Raw genomic sequence first — 17,319 nt, 5'->3', positions numbered from 1 at the left:
CGCGGCGCCCCTCATTCGCCGGACGGGCTCCCGTTCCGTACCGCCGTCAACGCCGCCTGGACACTCGCCTCGATGTCCGTGATCGGATACAGGGCCTCGCGAACCGTCCGGTCGTGGTCCACCACCAGCGTCAGCCGCTTCAGCCGGCTGGTTCCCCCCGCGCGGAAGGTCGGCAGGCGCAGCGCCGCCGTCAGCTCCAGCTCCGCGTCGGACAGCAGCGGGAACCGCAGCCGCTCCGCGTCGGCGAAGGCCCGCTGCTCGTCCGGGCGCTGGGTGGAGACCCCGTGCACGGTCGCGCCTGCCGCCGTGAACTCGGCCAACTGGTCGCGGTACGTGCAGGATTCGAGCCTGCAGCCGCCCGCGCCCGGGATCTCGGCCCAGCCCGGCGGATAGGCGTCCCTGCGGGCGTGGGCGCCGGGGAAGAAGTACAGGACGGTGCACGGGGTGTCGGCGACCGGGTCGCGCAACACTCCGTCGTGGTCCAGCAGTTGCAGCGCGGGCAGGCGGGTGCCCACCAGGGCGTGCACCCGGGCCGCCTCCTTCGAGGCCTCCGCGGCGGTCGCCGTCATTTCCCCTTCCCCCAGCACCCAGGTGTCGCCCCAGTCCTGGAGCGCGACCAGTACGGGCAGCAGTGCGCGGCCGCGCCGGGTGAGCCGGTACTCGTACCGGGGCGGTCTGTCCTGGTACGGCTCCCGGGAGAGCACCCCCGCGTCGACCAGCAGCCGCAGCCGTTCGGTCAGCACCTTGCGGGACACGCCCAGCTCTTCCTGGAGCGCGTCGAAGCGATGCACCCCGCGCGCCGTGTCCCGCACGATCAGCAGGGTCCACCAGTCACCCACGACATCGAGCGCCTGAGCGATCGCGCAGTCGGCGTCGGCCAGTCTGGTGCGCTGGGGCATGGGCTCCTCCGTCGGTCTCCCGTATCCGCCGCTTACCGGATTGACCTGCAGGAAACCACGATGCCATAGTCCATTCCCAAAGGGAACTCACTGGGAGGGTGCTGGGGATGAGCTTCTTCGGGGTCGTGCGGGACGTACCGCGCACGGTGCGGCTGCTGGCCTTCGGCTCCTTTCTCAACGGAGTCGTCAGCTTCACCTTCGTCTATCTCTTCGTCTATCTGACCGGCCCGCGCGGGCTGAGCGTCCCGCAGGCCGGAGTCGTCGCGGGCATCGGCGGCATCGGCCTCGTCGCGGGGAACTTCACCGGCGGCTGGTTCGGCGACCACTACGGCCATCGCCGGATGCTGCTGACCGGCGCGCTGGTCAGCGGGGTGGCCCTGGCAGCCCTGCCGGTCCTTCCGGTCGCGGCCATGTACGGCGTGCTGCCGCTCGCGCAGTACGCGGCAGGCGTCGTGCGCGCCGCCGACTCAGCACTCGTCGCGGTCTCCGTCCCCGAGGGCGGACGGCGCCAGAGCTTCGCCCTCGTACGGGCCGCGGGCAACGCCGCGTTCGCCGTCGGCCCGCCGCTCGGCGCGCTGATCGCCGCCCGCTTCTCGTACGACTGGCTGTTCGTCGCAGACGGCCTCGGGACGCTGCTCTTCGCCGGGTACGCCGCAATGGTGCTGCCAGCGCACGGCACCGCGCACACCCGGCCGGCCCACGACCCCGGCGCGCCCGGCCTCTGGCGGGAGCTGCGGGCCAGGCCCGCCGTGCTGGTCCTGCTCGCCGCGATCCTCTGCGTCGACCTCGTCTACCGGCAGCAGTACTCGACCCTGCCCGTCTTTCTCGCCGAGCACGGCCACGGCGCCCAGTTCTACGGCTGGCTGCTGGCCGTCAACGGCGGGCTCATCCTGCTGCTGGAACTCCCCGCGGCGCACGTGCTGCGCCGACGGGCGCCGCTGGCCATCGTCGGCACCGGGCTGCTGCTGGTGGGCCTGGGCTACGCGCTGCTGATCCCGGGCGCCGGGGCGCTGTTCGCCGTCACCATGATGGCGTCGCTGACCGCGGGCGAGATCCTCTACAAGACCACCGCGACGGCGTACGTCGCCGACCAGGCCCCCGCCCACGCGCAGGGCCGCTTCCAGAGCCTGTACGCGGGTGCCTCCATCAGCGGCCAGGTGCTGGCACCGCCGCTCGGCGGTGCGCTCTACGCCCACGCGCCCGGACTGCTCTGGCCCGTCTGCGCGGTCGTCGCCTGTGGCGCGGGGGCGGCGGTGCTGGCGGCGCGGCGGTTGCGGGGGGCCGGTACGCCGCCCGGGCCGGTGCGCGAGGAGGCCGCCGTACCGGTACCCGAACGGCAGACGCAGCCCGGCTGACCTGGCAGGTACGGGTTCCCGGGCCGTGCCGCGACCATCCGGCGAGACCGGTTGGCCCCGGTGGTGCCTCGCCGGTTAGGTTTCGTGTCATGACCGACACGACTCCTGCTCGCACCACCGGCGCCGTCGCCGCCGGCCTCGCCACCATCGCCGGCGACGGTTCCGTTCTCGACACCTGGTTCCCCGCCCCCGAGCTCACCGCCGAGCCGGGCCCGGCCGGAACCGAACGGCTCACCCCCGACCAGGCCGTCAACCTCCTCGGCGAGGGAGCCGCCAAGGCCATCGGCGTGGACGCCCGCCGCGGTGTCGAGATCGTCGCCGTACGTACGGTCATCGCCTCGCTCGACGACAAGCCGCTCGACGCGCACGACGCGTACCTGCGCCTGCACCTCCTCTCGCACCGTCTCGTCCAGCCGCACGGCCAGAACCTCGACGGACTCTTCGGCCTCCTCGCCAACGTCGCCTGGACCTCGCTCGGCCCGGTCGCCGTCGACGACGTGGAGAAGGTGCGGCTGAACGCCCGCGCCGAGGGCCTGCACCTCCAGGTCACCTCGGTCGACAAGTTCCCCCGGATGACGGACTACGTCGCGCCGAAGGGCGTCCGGATCGCCGACGCCGACCGGGTCAGGCTCGGCGCGCACCTCGCCGCCGGCACGACCGTCATGCACGAGGGCTTCGTCAACTTCAACGCGGGCACCCTCGGCACGTCGATGGTCGAGGGCCGCATCTCCGCGGGTGTCGTCGTCGGCAACGGCTCCGACATCGGCGGCGGCGCCTCCACCATGGGCACCCTCTCCGGCGGCGGCAAGGAGCGCATCGTCATCGGCGAGCGCTGCCTGATCGGCGCCGAGGCCGGTGTCGGGATCGCGCTCGGCGACGAGTGCGTCGTCGAGGCCGGGCTCTACGTCACGGCCGGCACCCGCGTCACGCTGCCGGACGGCCAGATCGTCAAGGCCCGTGAGCTCTCCGGCGCCTCGAACATCCTCTTCCGCCGCAACTCGGTCTCCGGCGCCGTTGAGGCCCGCCCGAACAACGCGGTCTGGGACGGCCTCAACGACGTCCTGCACAGCCACAACTAATCGGTGGCGCGCAGCAGTTCCTCGTAAGCCTTCCGCAGCCCGTCGGTCGCCTCGCGCCCGGCGGGCTGCAGCGGTTCGCGGACCGGTCCGGCACCGAGCAGCGCCTTGGCGGTGACCGTGCCGGGCAGCCCGGAGCCCATCATCGCCTCGGCGAGCGGGAGGACCAGGTGGTTGAGCCGGGCGGCCTGCGCGGTGTCCCCGGCGTCGAACGCGTCCAGGACCGCCCTCAGTGCGCGGGGCGCCACATTGGCGACCGTGCTGACATAGCCCGCCGCGCCCACCGCGTACAACGGCAGATTCAGCTCCTCGCAGCCCGAGTAGTACGCCAGCGAGGTCGCGCCGATCACCTTCGTGGACCCGAGCAGGTCGTACGCGCAGTCCTTCACGGCCGCGATGCGCGGGTGCTCCGCGAGCCGCAGCAGGGTCTCCGGTTCGATGCGGGTGCCGGTGCGGCCGGGGATGTCGTAGAGCATCAGCGGAAGGCCGGTCGCGTCGGCTACGCACCGGAAGTGCGCCTCGACGGCGGCCTGCGGCGGTCGGCTGTAGTACGGCGTCACCACCAACAGGCCGTCCGCGCCCGCCCGTTCGGCCTGCCGGGCGAGGTCCACGGTGTGCCGGGTGTCCGCGCTGCCGACCCCGGCGACGATCGGCACCCCGTCGCCGACCGCAGCCCGGACCGCCCGCAGCAGCGCGGTCTTCTCAGCGTCGGTGGTGGTCGGGGACTCGCCGGTGGTACCGCTCAGCACCAGGCCGTCGCAGCCGTCGGCGACCAGGGCGGCGGCATGCTCACCGGCGGCGTCCGGGTCCAGTTCGCCGGAGTCGGTGAATGGCGTGATCATGGCGCAGAGCGCGCGGCCGAAGGGAGTCACTGGTGCGGTCATCCCCGAAGTGTCGGTCGACCGGACCGTGAAGGTCCACTTAGATCTTCTTGGGGTGAGCGGCAAGAAGGACTGAACAGTCGCAGGCCGCGCTCACGGGTCTGGCATGATCGAACACCTATGCGGCAGGCCGAGATCGGGGTGGGCGCGTGAGCATGCGAGGACTGGCAGGGGCAGGAGCAGGGCGACGGGGGCCGCTGGCGGCCGGTCTGCTGGCCGGGGTGCTGGGCCTGACGCTCTCCGGATGCGCCGGGTTCCTCGTGCCGGCGGGCGAGGGCGAGCCGGAGCCGACGCCCAGCGATCCGTACCGGGTGCACGCCGACAAGCTGCCGACTCCGTTCCCCAGCGTCTCCACCGCGCTCCCCGACCGGCCGCCCGCCGCGCAGGGGCCCGCCTCCACCCCCACCGTCCCGGCCGGCTGCCCGTCCTCCGGCGTCGTCGTCGGCATGGGCGAGGTGGAGGCGGCGCTCGGCCACCGGGCTGTCGGACTCACCCTCACCAACTGCGGCAGCAAGCCGTACCGGGTCCACGGCTACCCGTCCGTCCGGGCCCTGGACGAGGCCGGCGACCCGCTGCCCGTCCCGGTGAACCCGGGCTCCTCCTACATGGGCACCGACCGCGGGCCGCAGGAGGTCATGCTGAAGCCGGGGAAGACGATGCGATCGCTCCTGGCCTGGGTCTCCACCCCGACCGGCGGCGACCTCATCGAGGGCGACGCCCTGGAGATCGCACCCGCCCCCGGCCTGGAAGCGCGCACCTTCCCGCTGGAGGGCAGCGACGTACGGCTGCTCGACGAGCTCAGCATGACCGCGTGGCGGGCCGATCCCGCCTAGGGCCTTTCGTTTGGATCAGGCCGGATCAGGGAGCGGGGTCCGGTGCCGTGCATCGCAAGGCGGAGCCGAGAGCTCGGGGAAGGAGCCCTGGCGACCGACGACAACGCGGCGAGGCGCGGTGCCGGGGCATGCGAGCCCGGCGTGATCCAAACGAGAGGCCCTAGGTGCATTGCCTGCTCAGCGGCGCGCCATGTAGAGGGTGAAGGCCTTGTGGAGCACCTTGTTGATCGGGTAGTCCCACTCGCCGATGTACTCGGCGGCCCGGCCGCCCGTGCCGACCTTGAAGCGCAGCAGGCCCACCAGATGGTCGCTCTCGTCGAGGGTGTCGGTGATGCCGCGCAAGTCGTAGACGGCCGCGCCCCGTTCGTGCGCGTCGCTCATCATCCGCCACTGGATGGCGTTGCTGGGCTGGACCTCGCGCTTGCGGCCGGTCGAGGCGCCGTAGGAGTACCAGACGTGGTTCCCGACGGTCAGCATCGTTGCGGCGGAGAGCGTCTCCCCGTCGTGCTGGGCGAGGTAGAGCCGCATCCGGTCGGGGTCCTCGGCCCGCAGCACGGTCCACATCCGCTGGAAGTAGGCGAGCGGGCGGGGGATGAAGCGGTCGCGTGCGGCCGTTTCGCGGTACAGCTCGTAGAAGGCCGGGAGGTCCTCGTGGTCGCCCTCGACGACCTTGACGCCCGCCTTCTCCGCCTTCTTGATGTTGCGCCGCCACTGCTGGTTCAGATTGCCCCGGATCTCCTCCAGCGACAGCCCGGCGAACGGTACCTGGAAGACGTAACGGGGCTGTCCCGCGCTGAACCCGTCCTCGCTCTCCTCCTCGCCCTGCCGCCAGCCCAGTCCACGCAGCTCCTCCGCGACCGCGGCGGCCCGCGGCTCCTCGGCGTCCGGCGGTACGTCGCGCAGGCGCCCCGAGGCCGGGTCGGCGATGGCGTCCTTCACGGTCCGGGCGTCCCAGCGCCGGGCGACCACCGGTGGGCCCATGCGCACCGAGAACGCGCCCTGTGCCTTCAGATGCGCCAGCATCGGATCCAGCCACTGCCTCAGCCCCGCGCCGTGCCAGTCGATGACCGGGCCCTCCGGCAGATAGGCCAGATAGCGCTTCACCCGGGGGATCGGCCGGTACAGGACGAGCCCGGCCCCGACGATCCGTTCCCGGCCCGCGCCGTCCCGGTCGAACCAGCCGATGCTCTCCGCACGCCAGTCGGGCTTCACATCGCCCCACGACGGAACCTGCATATGGCTCACGGCGGGACGGCTCGCGACGAACGCCAGATGCTCCTCGCGGCTGATCGTCCTGAGGTGCGGTGCCATGCGGTACTCCGTTCGTTGTGCCGTCGGCGGGTCCGACGGTGCCGACGGGGCGTGCTGTTGACCTCAAGCGCACTTGACATATCAGGGTGGTCGGCAGCGGTGCACCACCCGGGTGCCCCGGTCAGGAGGACCCATCATGAGCGTGCGATTCGAGTCCCGTCCCGATCTTGCCCGAAACGACGTCGGACTCGTCAAGGCGAGCACCTGGGATGTCGGCACCCCGGAGCGCCGGCGACAGGCGGTCGAGGCCATTCGCGAGGCGTGGGACAGCAGGGACTGGCCGCATCCCGGACTTCTTTCGTACACCGTCCATGCCGGTGAGGACGGGAAGACTCTGTTCCACTACAGCCAGTGGAGTGGTGAGCAGGCGTACCAGGACTTCTTCCGGCACGGCAGGGACGAGCGCAACGCGGACATCGACGCCGCGGTGCCGGGCATCCGTCGGCTCGGACTGCACACCTTTGAGCTCTACCGTTCCACGCCGCCGAGGGAGGGCGACGGACGGGAGCCGGGCTGCGTCGTGATCGTCGATGTCGAGTTCGAGGGCCCGGACAGGGCGCGGCAACGGGACTGGGTGGACACCGTGTTCGAGGCGCTGGGGACAGACCCGGCGCCCGCCCCCGGCGGCATCTCCGGGCACTTCCATGTGAGCACCGACGGGACGCGGGTGCTCAACTACGCCGAATGGGAGAGCGCCGGGGCCCACATCGACGCACTGGCCGCCCCCGGTGCCGGGATCGGGTCGAGCACGCCGCAGTGGGAACGGGTGCAGTCGTACCCGGGGGTGACCGGCGGTGGAGTGCACCGGTACACGCCCGCGCTCAGCATCCGGCCGAGCGCGGGCGCGTAGGGACGCCGCTACGGGCGGAAGCGGAGCACCTGCGGGTCGTGGTCGCTGTTCTGGTCGGCGAACTCGGCGTTGATGTGCACGCTGTCGTAGTGGAAGTCGTCGATCGACGGGCTGGTCAGGATCTGGTCGAGGACCTGGCTGTTGCCCTGGTAGACGTAGCTGTAACGCTCCGAGCGCGGCAGGGACTTGATCGCCGGGTACAGCGCGCCCCCGGCCGTCAGTGCCTCGGCCGTGCCGGAGAACTCGAAGTCGTTGATGTCACCGACGACCAGGACGTCCGCGTTCTTCTGGACGCTCAGCAGCTTCTTGACGAAGGTGTTGACCGCCTCGCCCTGCGCGTGCCGCTGGACCTCCGAGGAACGGGTCGGCGGCTGGTGCTCCGAGAAGATGGACTCGTCGCCGCCCTTGGACGCGAAGTGGTTGGCGACGACGAAGACCGTACGGCCCCGGAAGCTGAACTCCCCGACGAGCGGCTTGCGGCTTTTCTCCCAGGCCGTGTTCGCCGGGTCGATCCGGCCGGGGGAGAAGGTCAGGGCGGCGCGGCCCCCCTCCCGTACGACATCGGTCGCCGTCGTCGCGTCGCCGCCGGCCCGCTCGGTGAACGAGACCCGCTCCGGGTTGAAGAGGAACACCTGACGGATGTTGCCGCCGGGCTCGCCGCCGTCCTTCTTGTCCTGCGGGTCGATGGAGCGCCACTCGTACGCCGGACCGCCCGCTGCCACGATCGCGTCGGTGAACTTCTTCACCGTCAGGTCGGCGGCGACCGTGCCGTCGCTCTTCGCGCCGTTGTTGTCCTGGATCTCCTCCAGCGCCAGGATGTCGGGCGAGGCGAGGTTGTCGACGACCGCGGCGGCGAGCGCGTCGAACTTCTCCTGCGGGTCGCTCGGGTCGAGGTTCTCGACGTTGTACGTCGCCACGGCCAGCTCGCCGCCGCGCTGCTTGCGGGTGGTCTCCCGCCGCAGGCCCTTGGCGGTGACCGTGCCCATGGTGCGTGCGGTCAGCGTGTAGCCGCCGTACTGGTTGAAGTCGAGCGGGCCCTCGGTCGTACCGGACAGCACATCGCCCACGTCCGCCTTCGGGAAGGGCTGCTGGGCGAGCGGCACCAGCGACTGGATCTGCAGCCGTCCGGTGTTCTGGGAGCGGTACGAGCCGTAGACGGTGCCGCCGCGGCGGGCGTCGTTCTCGCGCGGCTTCACCGTCACCCACAGCTCGGCGTGCGCGTCGGTGGCGCCGACCACCCGCGAGGTGCCGACGCTGATGTTCATCCCTTCGATCGACTCGTAGTAGTCGAGGGCGTAGCGGGACGGCCGCAGGGTCAGCGCGTTGACGGAGCCGCCCGCCGCGGGGTCACCCTCAGGGGCGTACCGGGAGGGGACCGAGCGCTCCGAGACCCGCACCGGCTCGGGCAGGGCGTTGCCGGAGGACACCACGGCGACGGTGGGCTTGCTGATCTGGGTGAGCGACTGGTTGCCGGAGTCGAGGCCGCCCGGGACGTACTCGGTGACCGTGCCGGAGACGGTGACCGCGTCACCGACCGCGACGGTGGGCGCGGCGCCGGTGTAGACGAAGATGCCCTCGCTGGTGGCGGTGTCGGCGTCGGGGTTCGGGTCCTGGAACCAGAAGCCCTTCGAGCCGTACGTCCGCACTCCGGTGACGATGCCCGCCACGTCGCCGACCTGCTGACCGGCGAGCGGGGATATCCGGGTGGAGCCCTGGATGTCGTGGATCCGGACCTGGCCGTCCACGGGCTGGGCGGTGGAGGCGGACGCGGAGGTGGTCGCGGCGCCGGTGAGCAGACCGGCGGCGAGGGCGGCGGTGACTACGGCGGAGACGGCGGTCGTTCTGGACGATGCGGCAGGCATCACGGGCTCCGGGGGTATCGAGGGTCAGAGTGGAGGTCTACGCGCGTCAATCTCTTGTGTGCGCAAGGGGGTTGTCAAGGTCTGTCGGGTGGACTGCTGTTGTCCGTTGCATGAACCGGGCGGCATGGGGCGAAATGCGTCTACGCTTGGGCCGCCCGCTCCGTACGCCCCGTACGCCCCGAGGAGAACCACCTGATGTCCGCAGAGCGCCCCACCCTGCCGCCCGTACGGCTGCACACCGAGGCCGAGCTGGCACGGGACGCGCTCGCCGCGCCGCTGCTCGCCCGCGCCGTCCGGCTCGCCCGCTGGGCGGGCCCCGAAACCCGGGTCGGCGCCGGGGGTGAGCTCGTCGACGCACAACTGCCCGCGGCGGCCGAGCACCTCGGCCTGGCGGCCGACGAGGACGGTGCGGCGGAGGCGAGCGAGGCGTGGCGGCTCGCGGTCGACACGGGGATCGTCGATGTCGAGGACCCCGACGAGGACGCCGGGCCGGACGCGGAAGGGACCGCGACCGCCGGTGAGCACCTGGCGCTGATCACCGGCGGTTCACCGAAGGACGTCCTGACGATCTGGCTCGACGGCCTGGAGGCCGTCCACGCGGACGCCACCGCCCCCGTCTTCGACGACCTCGCCGATCTCGTCGGCGAGGACGGCTCGATCGACTTCGAGTCCCTGGACTGGGACCCGGAGGTCGAGGCGGAATTCCTCGACGGGGTCCTCGGCAATCTGTATCTGCTCACCGTCGGCGACGGCCACGGTGGCGCGGACCCGGCCGCCGTACCGCTGCCCGCCCTCGCCGCGTCGGTGATCGTGCCCGACGACATGGGCGAACCCACCGACGACATCCTTGAGCAGGTGTCCGAGGCGATGATGCGCCTCGACGACCAGTTCCGGGTCCTCGAACCCATCGGGATCGTCGAATACCGCCCGGTGGACGAGGCGTTGCTGGTCGAGGAGGGCGAGGACGCCACCCCGCCGGCCGACGACGAGGACGTCACCCGGTACGGCATGGTGAAGCTGACCCCCCTCGGCCTGTACGGCCTGCGGACCCGGATGCTGGAGGCCGGGGTGGAGGCCCCGGCGATCGGCGACTTCGCGGACAAGGGCGCCGACGTACTGCTCGGCGGCATCGCGTACTACCCCGAGGCGGCGGCCCGCAGCGAGGTCGAGCTGTGGCTCGCCCGGCGCGGTGGCGCGGACGGCGCGGCAGCCGAACTCCTGGCGGCGGCGCGCGGAACGGACCGGCAGGCGCCGCTGCGCAGGCTCCACTGCCAGCAGGCGCTCGCCCTGGTCGGCGCGGAGGCGGAGCCCGCGGTGCGCGCGGTGCTGGACGACCCCGAGCTGGGCGGCCTCGCCCGGGTCTGGCTCGCCGAGCTGGGCGCGGCCGGCGTACCCGCACCGCCGGAGTCGATGATCTTCTGGCTGGCCATCGACACGATCGCGGCCCAGCTGGAGACCGACGGCGATCTGGACGAGCTCCAGGACCTGGTCGAGGGCCTGTCGGGCCAGCACAGCGGCTTCTTCGACGAGGCATGGCGGGTGGTGCACCCGGCGACCGCGGACGTCCTCGAAGCGATGGGGCGGCTGCACAGCGACAAGAAGAAGGCCAAGGAGGCCCGCAAGGCGGCGTTCAAGGCCCGGTCGCGCAAGGGGGCCTGACCCTCCGGCACGGTATGCCGCGGGCGGCGCGAACGGGCGGTCCGCGGCCGACGGAGACTTCGGGACATTCCTTCCGGCCAACTGCACAGGAAGGATGCTCCCCGACGTCGCCCGCAGTTCAACTGATGTTGGCTCAGGGGCGCGACTGTGGGCGCGCCAACAACCCGCCCAGTTGCCCCAGGAGTACGTGATGCCCTTCACACGCAGGGAATTCACCAGAACGTCCGCCCTCACCGGTGCCGGCATCGCACTGACCGGAACCGTCGCGGCGCTGGCCACCGCGCCGGGCGCTCTGGCAGCCGGGGACCCGAAGCACGGCCACGACCATGACGACCACGACCACGGTCACGGGCACAACCGCGAGCCCGGCTACGGGCCGCTGATCGCCGACCCCGAGGGCATACTCGCGCTCCCCGCCGGCTTCTCGTACCGGGTCATCACCCACAGCGGTGTCACCAAGCTGGAGTCCGGCGAGTACACCCCCTCCAACCACGACGGCACGGCCACCTTCGAGGGCGCGCGCGGCGTCACCCTGCTCGTCAACAACCACGAGCTCAGCGGCACCAGGGCCGGCTGGGAGCACCCGGTTCCGCTCACCGAGGGCCTCGTCTACGACCCGGTCGCGGCCGGCGGCTGCACCGTCGTGGAGACCCGCCGCGACGGCCGTACCGCCGAGTGGGTCGGCATCGCCGGCACGTCCACCAACTGCGCCGGTGGCGCCACCTCGTGGGGCACCTGGCTCACCTGCGAGGAGACCGAGGACAAGGCCGGCAAGAACGGCCTGCTCAAGGACCACGGCTACGTCTTCGAGGTCGACCCGTACGACCGGAACGCCAACCGCGACCCGCACCCGATCAAGGCGTTCGGCCGGTACGCCCACGAGGCCGTCGTCATCGACCCCAAGCGCGGCCACGCCTACCTGACCGAGGACGCCTCGGGCCCCAACGGACTGCTCTACCGCTGGGTTCCGCCGCACGGCTTCCGGCACGGCCGCGGCCGGCTGCGCACGCTCGCCGACGACGCCGGTGTCCTCCAGGCCACCAAGTGCTTCGACAGCAACGGCAAGTTCGTCGACGACCTGTCCCGCGCCACGAAGACCGGCACGGTGTACGGCGTGGACTGGGTCGACGTACCCGACCGTGACGCCAAGTCCGTCTCGGTGCGCAAGCAGTTCGCCGACGGCGAGGTCACCCGCGCCCGCAAGCTCGAAGGCATGTGGTGGGGCGACGGCGGCGCCTACATCGTCTCCTCGTTCGCCCGCTCCGAGAGCCCCGTCCAGCACGACGGCCAGGTCTGGTTCTACGACCCCAAGCGCCGCACGCTGACGCTGAAGGTGCTCCTCGGCGTGAACGCCGACCCGTCGAAGGACGGCGCCTTCGACGGCCCGGACAACATCACCGTCTCGCCGTACGGCGGCCTGGTCATCTCCGAGGACGGCGACGGCATCCAGCACCTCTTCGGCGCGACCGAGAGCGGCCGCACCTACCCCATCGCGCGCAATGAGCTGAACATCGGCAGCGAGGAGGAGCCGGAGTACAGCGAGTTCACCGGTGTCACGTTCTCGCCCGACGGCCGGACGCTGTACGCCAACATCCAGACGCCGGGCATCATGCTCGCCATCACCGGTCCGTGGAAGCGTCAGCCGAACCGCCACTGACGTCCTGTCGCCCGGCGCGCGTAATTCCCTCGCGCGCCGCCCGGACATCCCTCTAGAGTCCTGTCCGTGCCCAGGTGCGCAGGCAGGACCTACTTCCACTCTTAATGGGGATGTCGCGGGTTCGAGTCCCGCCGCCGGATTTCGGTCCGGTGTAGCTCAGTCGGTAGAGCACCTTTGTCGGTTCCGCCGACCCTGATCTCTGGGCACCACAATTTCATCAGCAATGACTGCATTGCACCTCCCGGTGCGCAGGCTGCGGCTACTTCCTGTCAAGAAACTGCCGCCGCCGACTCTGATCTCGGGAGGCACAGACACCGGGGGGTGCCCGGTGCGCAGGCGACGGATACTTCCTTTGAACTGAGGGTTGCGGGTTCGAGTCCCGTCCGGCCACGGCCGGTAGCTCAAATGGGTAGAGCATCAGTAAGCCCGTCGCCGACTCCTGATCTCGGGCACCCCTTCCGGCTGTGCCTTCTCCCAAGGAATTCGGGGGAATTCGCATGGCACGCTTCAACACCCGCACCACCAGGCCCCGTGCCACCTCGCCCGTGAAGTCGACCGGGCGCACCGCGCCGACCCATCAGGGCGGCCGAGGATATCTGCGCGACAATCGCTCCGAGCTCTTTCTGCTCGCAGTCGCCAATTTCGTTTCGCAGCAGACCTTTTACGAGGACGGCGAGCAGCGCGACGACCGATTCAGCGAACTCGTGCGGGTACTCGCCGTCGGTGACCCCGAGTGGACCGCCGGCCTGCTCCACTGGCTGCGCCGCGACGGCCGGATGCGCACCGCCTCGATCGTCGGCGCCGCCGAGTACGTGAAGGCGCGACTGGACGCGGACGCCGAGGACGGACCGTCCAACCGCCAGGTCGTCGACTCCGTCCTGCTGCGCGCCGACGAGCCCGGTGAACTCCTCGGGTACTGGACCTCGCGCTACGGCCGCGCAGTGCCCAAGCCGGTCAAGCGCGGCATCGCCGATGCCGTGCGCCGCCTCTACAGCGGCAAGTCGCTGCTGAAGTACGACACCGCGTCCAAGGGCTACCGCTTCGGCGACATCCTGAACCTGGTGCACGCCTCGCCCGACCCGCAGAAGCCGTGGCAGGGCGAGCTGTTCCGGTACGCCCTCGACCGCCGCCACCACCCGGAGACGGCCGTGGTGCCGGTCTCCGACCGCACCCTGGCCGCCCACCGCGCGCTGATGGAGCTGCCGGCCGGGGAGCGGCGGGCCGTGGTCGAGAGCGCCGACGGGGCGGACCGGCTGGCCGCCGCGGGCATGACCTGGGAGGCCCTGGCGGGCTGGCTGCAGGGGCCGATGGACGCCGCGGCCTGGGAAGCGGTGATTCCGTCGATGGGCGCGATGGCCCTGGTGCGCAATCTGCGCAACTTCGACGAGGCGGGCGTCTCGGACGAGGTCGCCGCGCGGGTCGCCGCGAAGATCAGCGACCCGGCCGCGGTCGCCGCGTCCCAGCAGTTCCCGTTCCGCTACCTCGCCGCCTATCAGCACGCGCCCTCGCTGCGCTGGGCCCACCCGCTGGAGAAGGCGCTCGGCCACTCGCTGGGCAATGTGCCCGGACTGCCGGGGCGGACGCTGGTCCTGGTCGACCGCTCGGGCTCGATGTGGTCGCCGCTCTCGGACCGCTCGCAGCTCAACCGGGCGGACGCCGCCGCGATCTTCGGCACGGCGCTGGCGCTCCGGGCGGCCGATGCCGATCTGGTGCAGTTCGGTACGAACAGCGCGCCGGTGACATATCGCCGGAGCGAGTCCGTGCTGAAGGTCCTGGAGCGTTTCGGCGACCTCGGCGGCACCAACACCGCGGAGGCGGTGCGCCGGCACTACCGGGGCCATGACCGGGTGCTGATCGTCACCGACGAGCAGGCGTCGTTCTCGTACGCCGCAGACGCCACCGCGGCGGTGCCCGCCACCGTGCCCGTCTACACCTGGAACCTGGCCGGATACCGGGTCGGACACGCCCCGTCGGGAGACGGGATGCGCCACACCTTCGGGGGTCTTTCGGACGCCGCGTTCCGCATGGTGCCGCTGCTGGAAGCGGGCCGGGACGCGGACTGGCCCTGGATCCGCTGATCACGAATCCGGTATCAGTGCGCCCCTGGCGGTGAACGGGCATGGCGTCGGGCGTTCCCAGGGCGCATACTCAAGGTAATGAAACAGTCAGCCGGCTCCCGGCGCCACCTGCCTTCCAGTCCCTTCAACCGCCCGGCCCAGGCGGCCCCACCGGTCGAATTGTTCGATGTGGGCGACAGGGTGTCGCACGATCAGTTCGGACTCGGCCGCGTCCTCGCCGTCGAGGGCGACAACGACGCAGTGCTCATCGACTTCTCGGGGCGACAGGGGAGGATCCTGAGCCCCTACTCCAAGCTGACCAAGCTCTGAGAGAAGCGGCGAGCACGCGCGGCGTCCGCGTCGCGTCCCCGTCACGCTCTCCCGTTTCAGGGGTACCTGCACCCGCAGGTACCCCTGAAGCCGTATCGGGAGCCCGCTGCGGCGTTACAGCGCCTGGGCGGCGGGCTTCACCATGCCGCGGACGGTGCGCGACTTCACGAATTCGCCCATGCCCGTCATCTCCCACTCGCCGGAGAACTGCTTGATCAGCTTGGCCATCATCACGCCGGTCTGCGGCTCGGCGCCGGTCAGGTCGAAGCGGACCAGCTCCTCGCCGGTGGTCGCGTCGATCAGCCGGCAGTAGGCCTTGGCGACCTCGGTGAACTTCTGACCGGTGAACGAGTTGACCGTGAAGACCAGACCGGTCGCCTCCGCCGGGATCCGGCCCAGGTCCACGACGATCACCTCGTCGTCACCCGCGCCCTCGCCCGTGAGGTTGTCGCCGGAGTGCTTGATCGCGCCGTTCAGGATGGAGAGCTTGCCGAAGTAGCAGCTGTCCAGGTGGTTCCGGTTGGGGCCGTAGGCGATCACGGAGGCATCGAGGTCGATGTCCTTGCCCCGGAACGCGGGTTCCCAGCCGAGGCCCATCTTGACCTGGGAGAGCAGCGGCCGGCCGCCCTTGACCAGGGAGACCGTCTGGTTCTTCTGGAGGCTGACCCGGCCCTTGTCGAGGTTGATCTTGCCAGTGGCGGGCGCGGGCGCGGGCGCGGGCGCGGCAGCGGGCGGAGCCGGCGGGGCGGCGGGGGCCGGGGGCGCGGCGATCCGGGGGTCCACCGGGGCGGCGGCGGGCACCGGGGGCGCCACGGGCGCGGGGGCGGGCGTGGCGGCGGGCTCCTCCTCGACCGAGACGCCGAAGTCCGTGGCGATACCGGCCAGCCCGTTCGCGTAGCCCTGGCCGACCGCACGGGCCTTCCAGGCGCCGTTGCGGAGATAGACCTCGATGACCACGAGTGCCGTCTCGGCACCCAGCCGGGGCGGGGTGAACGTGGCGAGCACGCTGCCGTCGTCGGCGTTGCGCACGGTCGCGGTGGGCTCGATGCCCTGGAAGGTCTGGCCCGCCGCATCCGGGCTCGCCGTGACGACGATCTTCTCGATGCCGGGCGGGACCGCGGCGGTGTCCACCACGATCGCGTCCGGCGCGGTGCCGCCGCCGGAGCGGTAGGTCACACCGGGGCCGTTGGGCTGGTTGTAGAAGATGAAGTCGTCGTCGGAGCGCACCTTGCCGTCGACGGTGAGCAGCAGGCCCGAAACGTCGAGCCGCACCGGTGCGGAGACGTCCACTGCCACGCGGGCGGCGGAGAGAGGGATGTTCGAGCCGGGGGTCATAGCGGTCATGCTCGGGGTAACGAACGACTTCGCTTTGCCGTTCCCTTACCTTCGCGGACCTTCGCGGACCTTCGCGGACCTTCGTCCGTACGGGTGGGCGCCGGCCCGTACGCCCCGTCAGCGGTTGCGGGGGTGGTTGCGGGCGGTGCGCTCGTTGCCGTGCTTGTACGCCCCCGTCCAGCGGGCCATCACCAGTTGCTCGTCCCCCGACCCCACCTCGGCCAGGAACTTCTCCGCCCGGCCGCCGCGCAGGGGGCCCGCGGGACGGCCGTGGTGGGTGATGGTCACGCTCGCGTCGCCGTGCTGCTCGTACAGGAATCCGGAAGGTCTCGGCATGGCTCCGCATCCTGCCCGTGGCACGGGCGCTCTGTCGCGCGGATTTCCCCGGGCCCGAGCCGTGGTCAGCGCGGCCAGATCGGCGGATTGGTGCAGAAGTGACCGCCGAGGTGGGCGTGGTCGGGGTTGTCCGGGTCCAGTTCGCCCTGTTCGGCGATGAGCCGGGCCGCGTACGGCTCGGAGTCGTCCTTCGGCTCGTATCCCAGTGAGCGGGCCGTCGTCAGGTCCCACCACAGCCGGGTGTTGTCGGACGAGCCGTGCACGACGGTGTGCCGCACGTCCTCGGCGCTGAGCGCGGCGTGGAAGAGCCGGGCGCCGTCCTCGGGGCTCATCCAGACCGAGAGCATCCGTACCGATGTCGGCTCGGGGAAACAGGAGCCGATGCGCACCGAGACGGTCTCCATGCCGTGCCGGTCCCAGTACAGCTGGGCGAGGTCCTCCCCGAACGACTTGGACAGGCCGTAGAAGGTGTCGGGGCGGCGCGGGGCGCCGACCGGGATCAGCGGGTCGCCGGGCAGCGGGCGGGGGGTGTAGCCGAGGACATGGTTGGAGGAGGCGAACACGATGCGCCGCACGCCCTCCTCGCGCGCGGCCTCGTAGAGGTTGTACGTGCCCTCGATGTTCGCCCTGAGGATCTTGTCGAAGGAGGCTTCCAGGGAGATGCCCGCGAGGTGGATGATCGCGTCGACACCCCGCACCGCCTCGCGCAGCGCCTCCTTGTCGCCGAGGTCGGCGGCGATCGCGTCCGGCTCGCCCTCGACGGGGACGACGTCGAGGAGGCGGAGCCCGTAGCCGTACGCGGGCAGGAGCCCGCGCATCAGGGTGCCGAGGCCGCCTGCGGCGCCGGTGAGCAGGACGGTGCGGGGAGCGGGCATACG

At 71.4% G+C, this 17,319-nt stretch carries 15 protein-coding genes; 8 read left to right on the top strand and 7 right to left on the bottom strand.

The window, feature by feature from the left end; translation table 11 throughout:
* Positions 1 to 11 precede the first annotated feature (11 nt).
* On the bottom strand, positions 12 to 899 hold the full coding sequence (locus OG978_RS10385; RefSeq protein ID WP_326764923.1) for a winged helix-turn-helix transcriptional regulator: 888 nt from the start codon (positions 897 to 899) through the stop codon (positions 12 to 14).
* Positions 900 to 1,006: 107 nt separating this feature from the next.
* Here OG978_RS10385 and OG978_RS10380 point away from each other — a divergent pair, with 107 nt between their 5' ends.
* Together OG978_RS10380 and dapD are read left to right on the top strand one after the other, a co-directional pair.
* Complete coding sequence (locus OG978_RS10380; protein ID WP_326764922.1) at positions 1,007 to 2,254, top strand: MFS transporter; 1,248 nt, start codon at positions 1,007 to 1,009, stop codon at positions 2,252 to 2,254.
* A gap of 89 nt (positions 2,255 to 2,343) precedes the next feature.
* A complete protein-coding gene (dapD, locus tag OG978_RS10375) occupies positions 2,344 to 3,333 on the top strand; it encodes a 2,3,4,5-tetrahydropyridine-2,6-dicarboxylate N-succinyltransferase (RefSeq protein WP_326764921.1) in 990 nt (329 codons plus the stop codon).
* On the opposite strand, the gene dapA is transcribed toward dapD, so the two are convergent.
* On the bottom strand, positions 3,330 to 4,214 hold the full coding sequence (dapA, locus tag OG978_RS10370) for a 4-hydroxy-tetrahydrodipicolinate synthase (protein ID WP_326764920.1): 885 nt from the start codon (positions 4,212 to 4,214) through the stop codon (positions 3,330 to 3,332). The two genes, dapD and dapA, sit on opposite strands and share 4 nt — an antisense overlap.
* 152 nt (positions 4,215 to 4,366) lie before the next feature.
* On the opposite strand from dapA, the gene OG978_RS10365 reads away from it, so the two are divergent.
* Entirely contained in the window at positions 4,367 to 5,044 is a 678-nt protein-coding gene (locus OG978_RS10365) for a DUF4232 domain-containing protein (protein ID WP_326764919.1), read from the top strand.
* A gap of 177 nt (positions 5,045 to 5,221) precedes the next feature.
* Here OG978_RS10365 and OG978_RS10360 read toward each other — a convergent pair whose 3' ends face one another.
* Positions 5,222 to 6,355, bottom strand: coding sequence for a lipid II:glycine glycyltransferase FemX (locus OG978_RS10360; RefSeq protein ID WP_326764918.1), 1,134 nt, complete (start codon positions 6,353 to 6,355; stop codon positions 5,222 to 5,224).
* A gap of 136 nt (positions 6,356 to 6,491) precedes the next feature.
* Between OG978_RS10360 and OG978_RS10355 the strand changes: the two genes are divergently transcribed.
* A complete protein-coding gene (locus tag OG978_RS10355; protein ID WP_326764917.1) occupies positions 6,492 to 7,205 on the top strand; it encodes an antibiotic biosynthesis monooxygenase in 714 nt (237 codons plus the stop codon).
* Between the two features lie 8 nt (positions 7,206 to 7,213).
* Here the strand turns inward: OG978_RS10355 and OG978_RS10350 are convergent, their stop codons facing one another.
* A complete protein-coding gene (locus OG978_RS10350; RefSeq protein WP_326764916.1) occupies positions 7,214 to 9,067 on the bottom strand; it encodes an endonuclease/exonuclease/phosphatase family protein in 1,854 nt (617 codons plus the stop codon).
* Between the two features lie 195 nt (positions 9,068 to 9,262).
* Between OG978_RS10350 and OG978_RS10345 the strand changes: the two genes are divergently transcribed.
* The 4 genes from OG978_RS10345 (at position 9,263) to OG978_RS10330 (ending at position 14,770) form a co-directional block, all read left to right on the top strand.
* The gene (locus OG978_RS10345) at positions 9,263 to 10,726 is read left to right on the top strand and encodes a hypothetical protein (RefSeq protein ID WP_326764915.1); all 1,464 of its coding nucleotides are present in this window, start codon (positions 9,263 to 9,265) and stop codon (positions 10,724 to 10,726) included.
* Positions 10,727 to 10,916: 190 nt separating this feature from the next.
* Positions 10,917 to 12,383 (top strand): alkaline phosphatase PhoX, encoded by a 1,467-nt coding sequence (locus OG978_RS10340; protein ID WP_326764914.1) that lies wholly within the window; start codon positions 10,917 to 10,919, stop codon positions 12,381 to 12,383.
* Positions 12,384 to 12,880: 497 nt separating this feature from the next.
* On the top strand, positions 12,881 to 14,461 hold the full coding sequence (locus OG978_RS10335; protein WP_326764913.1) for a TROVE domain-containing protein: 1,581 nt from the start codon (positions 12,881 to 12,883) through the stop codon (positions 14,459 to 14,461).
* Between the two features lie 78 nt (positions 14,462 to 14,539).
* Positions 14,540 to 14,770, top strand: a complete 231-nt coding sequence (locus tag OG978_RS10330) for a hypothetical protein (RefSeq protein WP_037711258.1) — start codon at positions 14,540 to 14,542, stop codon at positions 14,768 to 14,770.
* Between the two features lie 114 nt (positions 14,771 to 14,884).
* Here the strand turns inward: OG978_RS10330 and OG978_RS10325 are convergent, their stop codons facing one another.
* From OG978_RS10325 to OG978_RS10315, 3 genes are all read right to left on the bottom strand, one after another.
* Positions 14,885 to 16,114 (bottom strand): TerD family protein, encoded by a 1,230-nt coding sequence (locus tag OG978_RS10325; RefSeq protein ID WP_326764912.1) that lies wholly within the window; start codon positions 16,112 to 16,114, stop codon positions 14,885 to 14,887.
* Positions 16,115 to 16,222: 108 nt separating this feature from the next.
* Positions 16,223 to 16,441 carry a hypothetical protein gene (locus OG978_RS10320; protein ID WP_326764911.1) on the bottom strand — a complete coding sequence of 73 codons (219 nt, stop codon included), beginning with the start codon at positions 16,439 to 16,441 and terminating at the stop codon, positions 16,223 to 16,225.
* Positions 16,442 to 16,506: 65 nt separating this feature from the next.
* Positions 16,507 to 17,316, bottom strand: coding sequence for an NAD-dependent epimerase/dehydratase family protein (locus tag OG978_RS10315; protein ID WP_326764910.1), 810 nt, complete (start codon positions 17,314 to 17,316; stop codon positions 16,507 to 16,509).
* Between the last annotated feature and the right edge of the window lie 3 nt (positions 17,317 to 17,319).

Origin of the sequence: Streptomyces sp. NBC_01591 (assembly GCF_035918155.1) — a bacterium.
Taxonomy (GTDB): Bacteria; Actinomycetota; Actinomycetes; order Streptomycetales; family Streptomycetaceae; genus Streptomyces.
The sequence above is the reverse complement of the archived record's forward strand: the minus strand, read 5'-3'. Positions and strand labels throughout refer to the sequence as shown.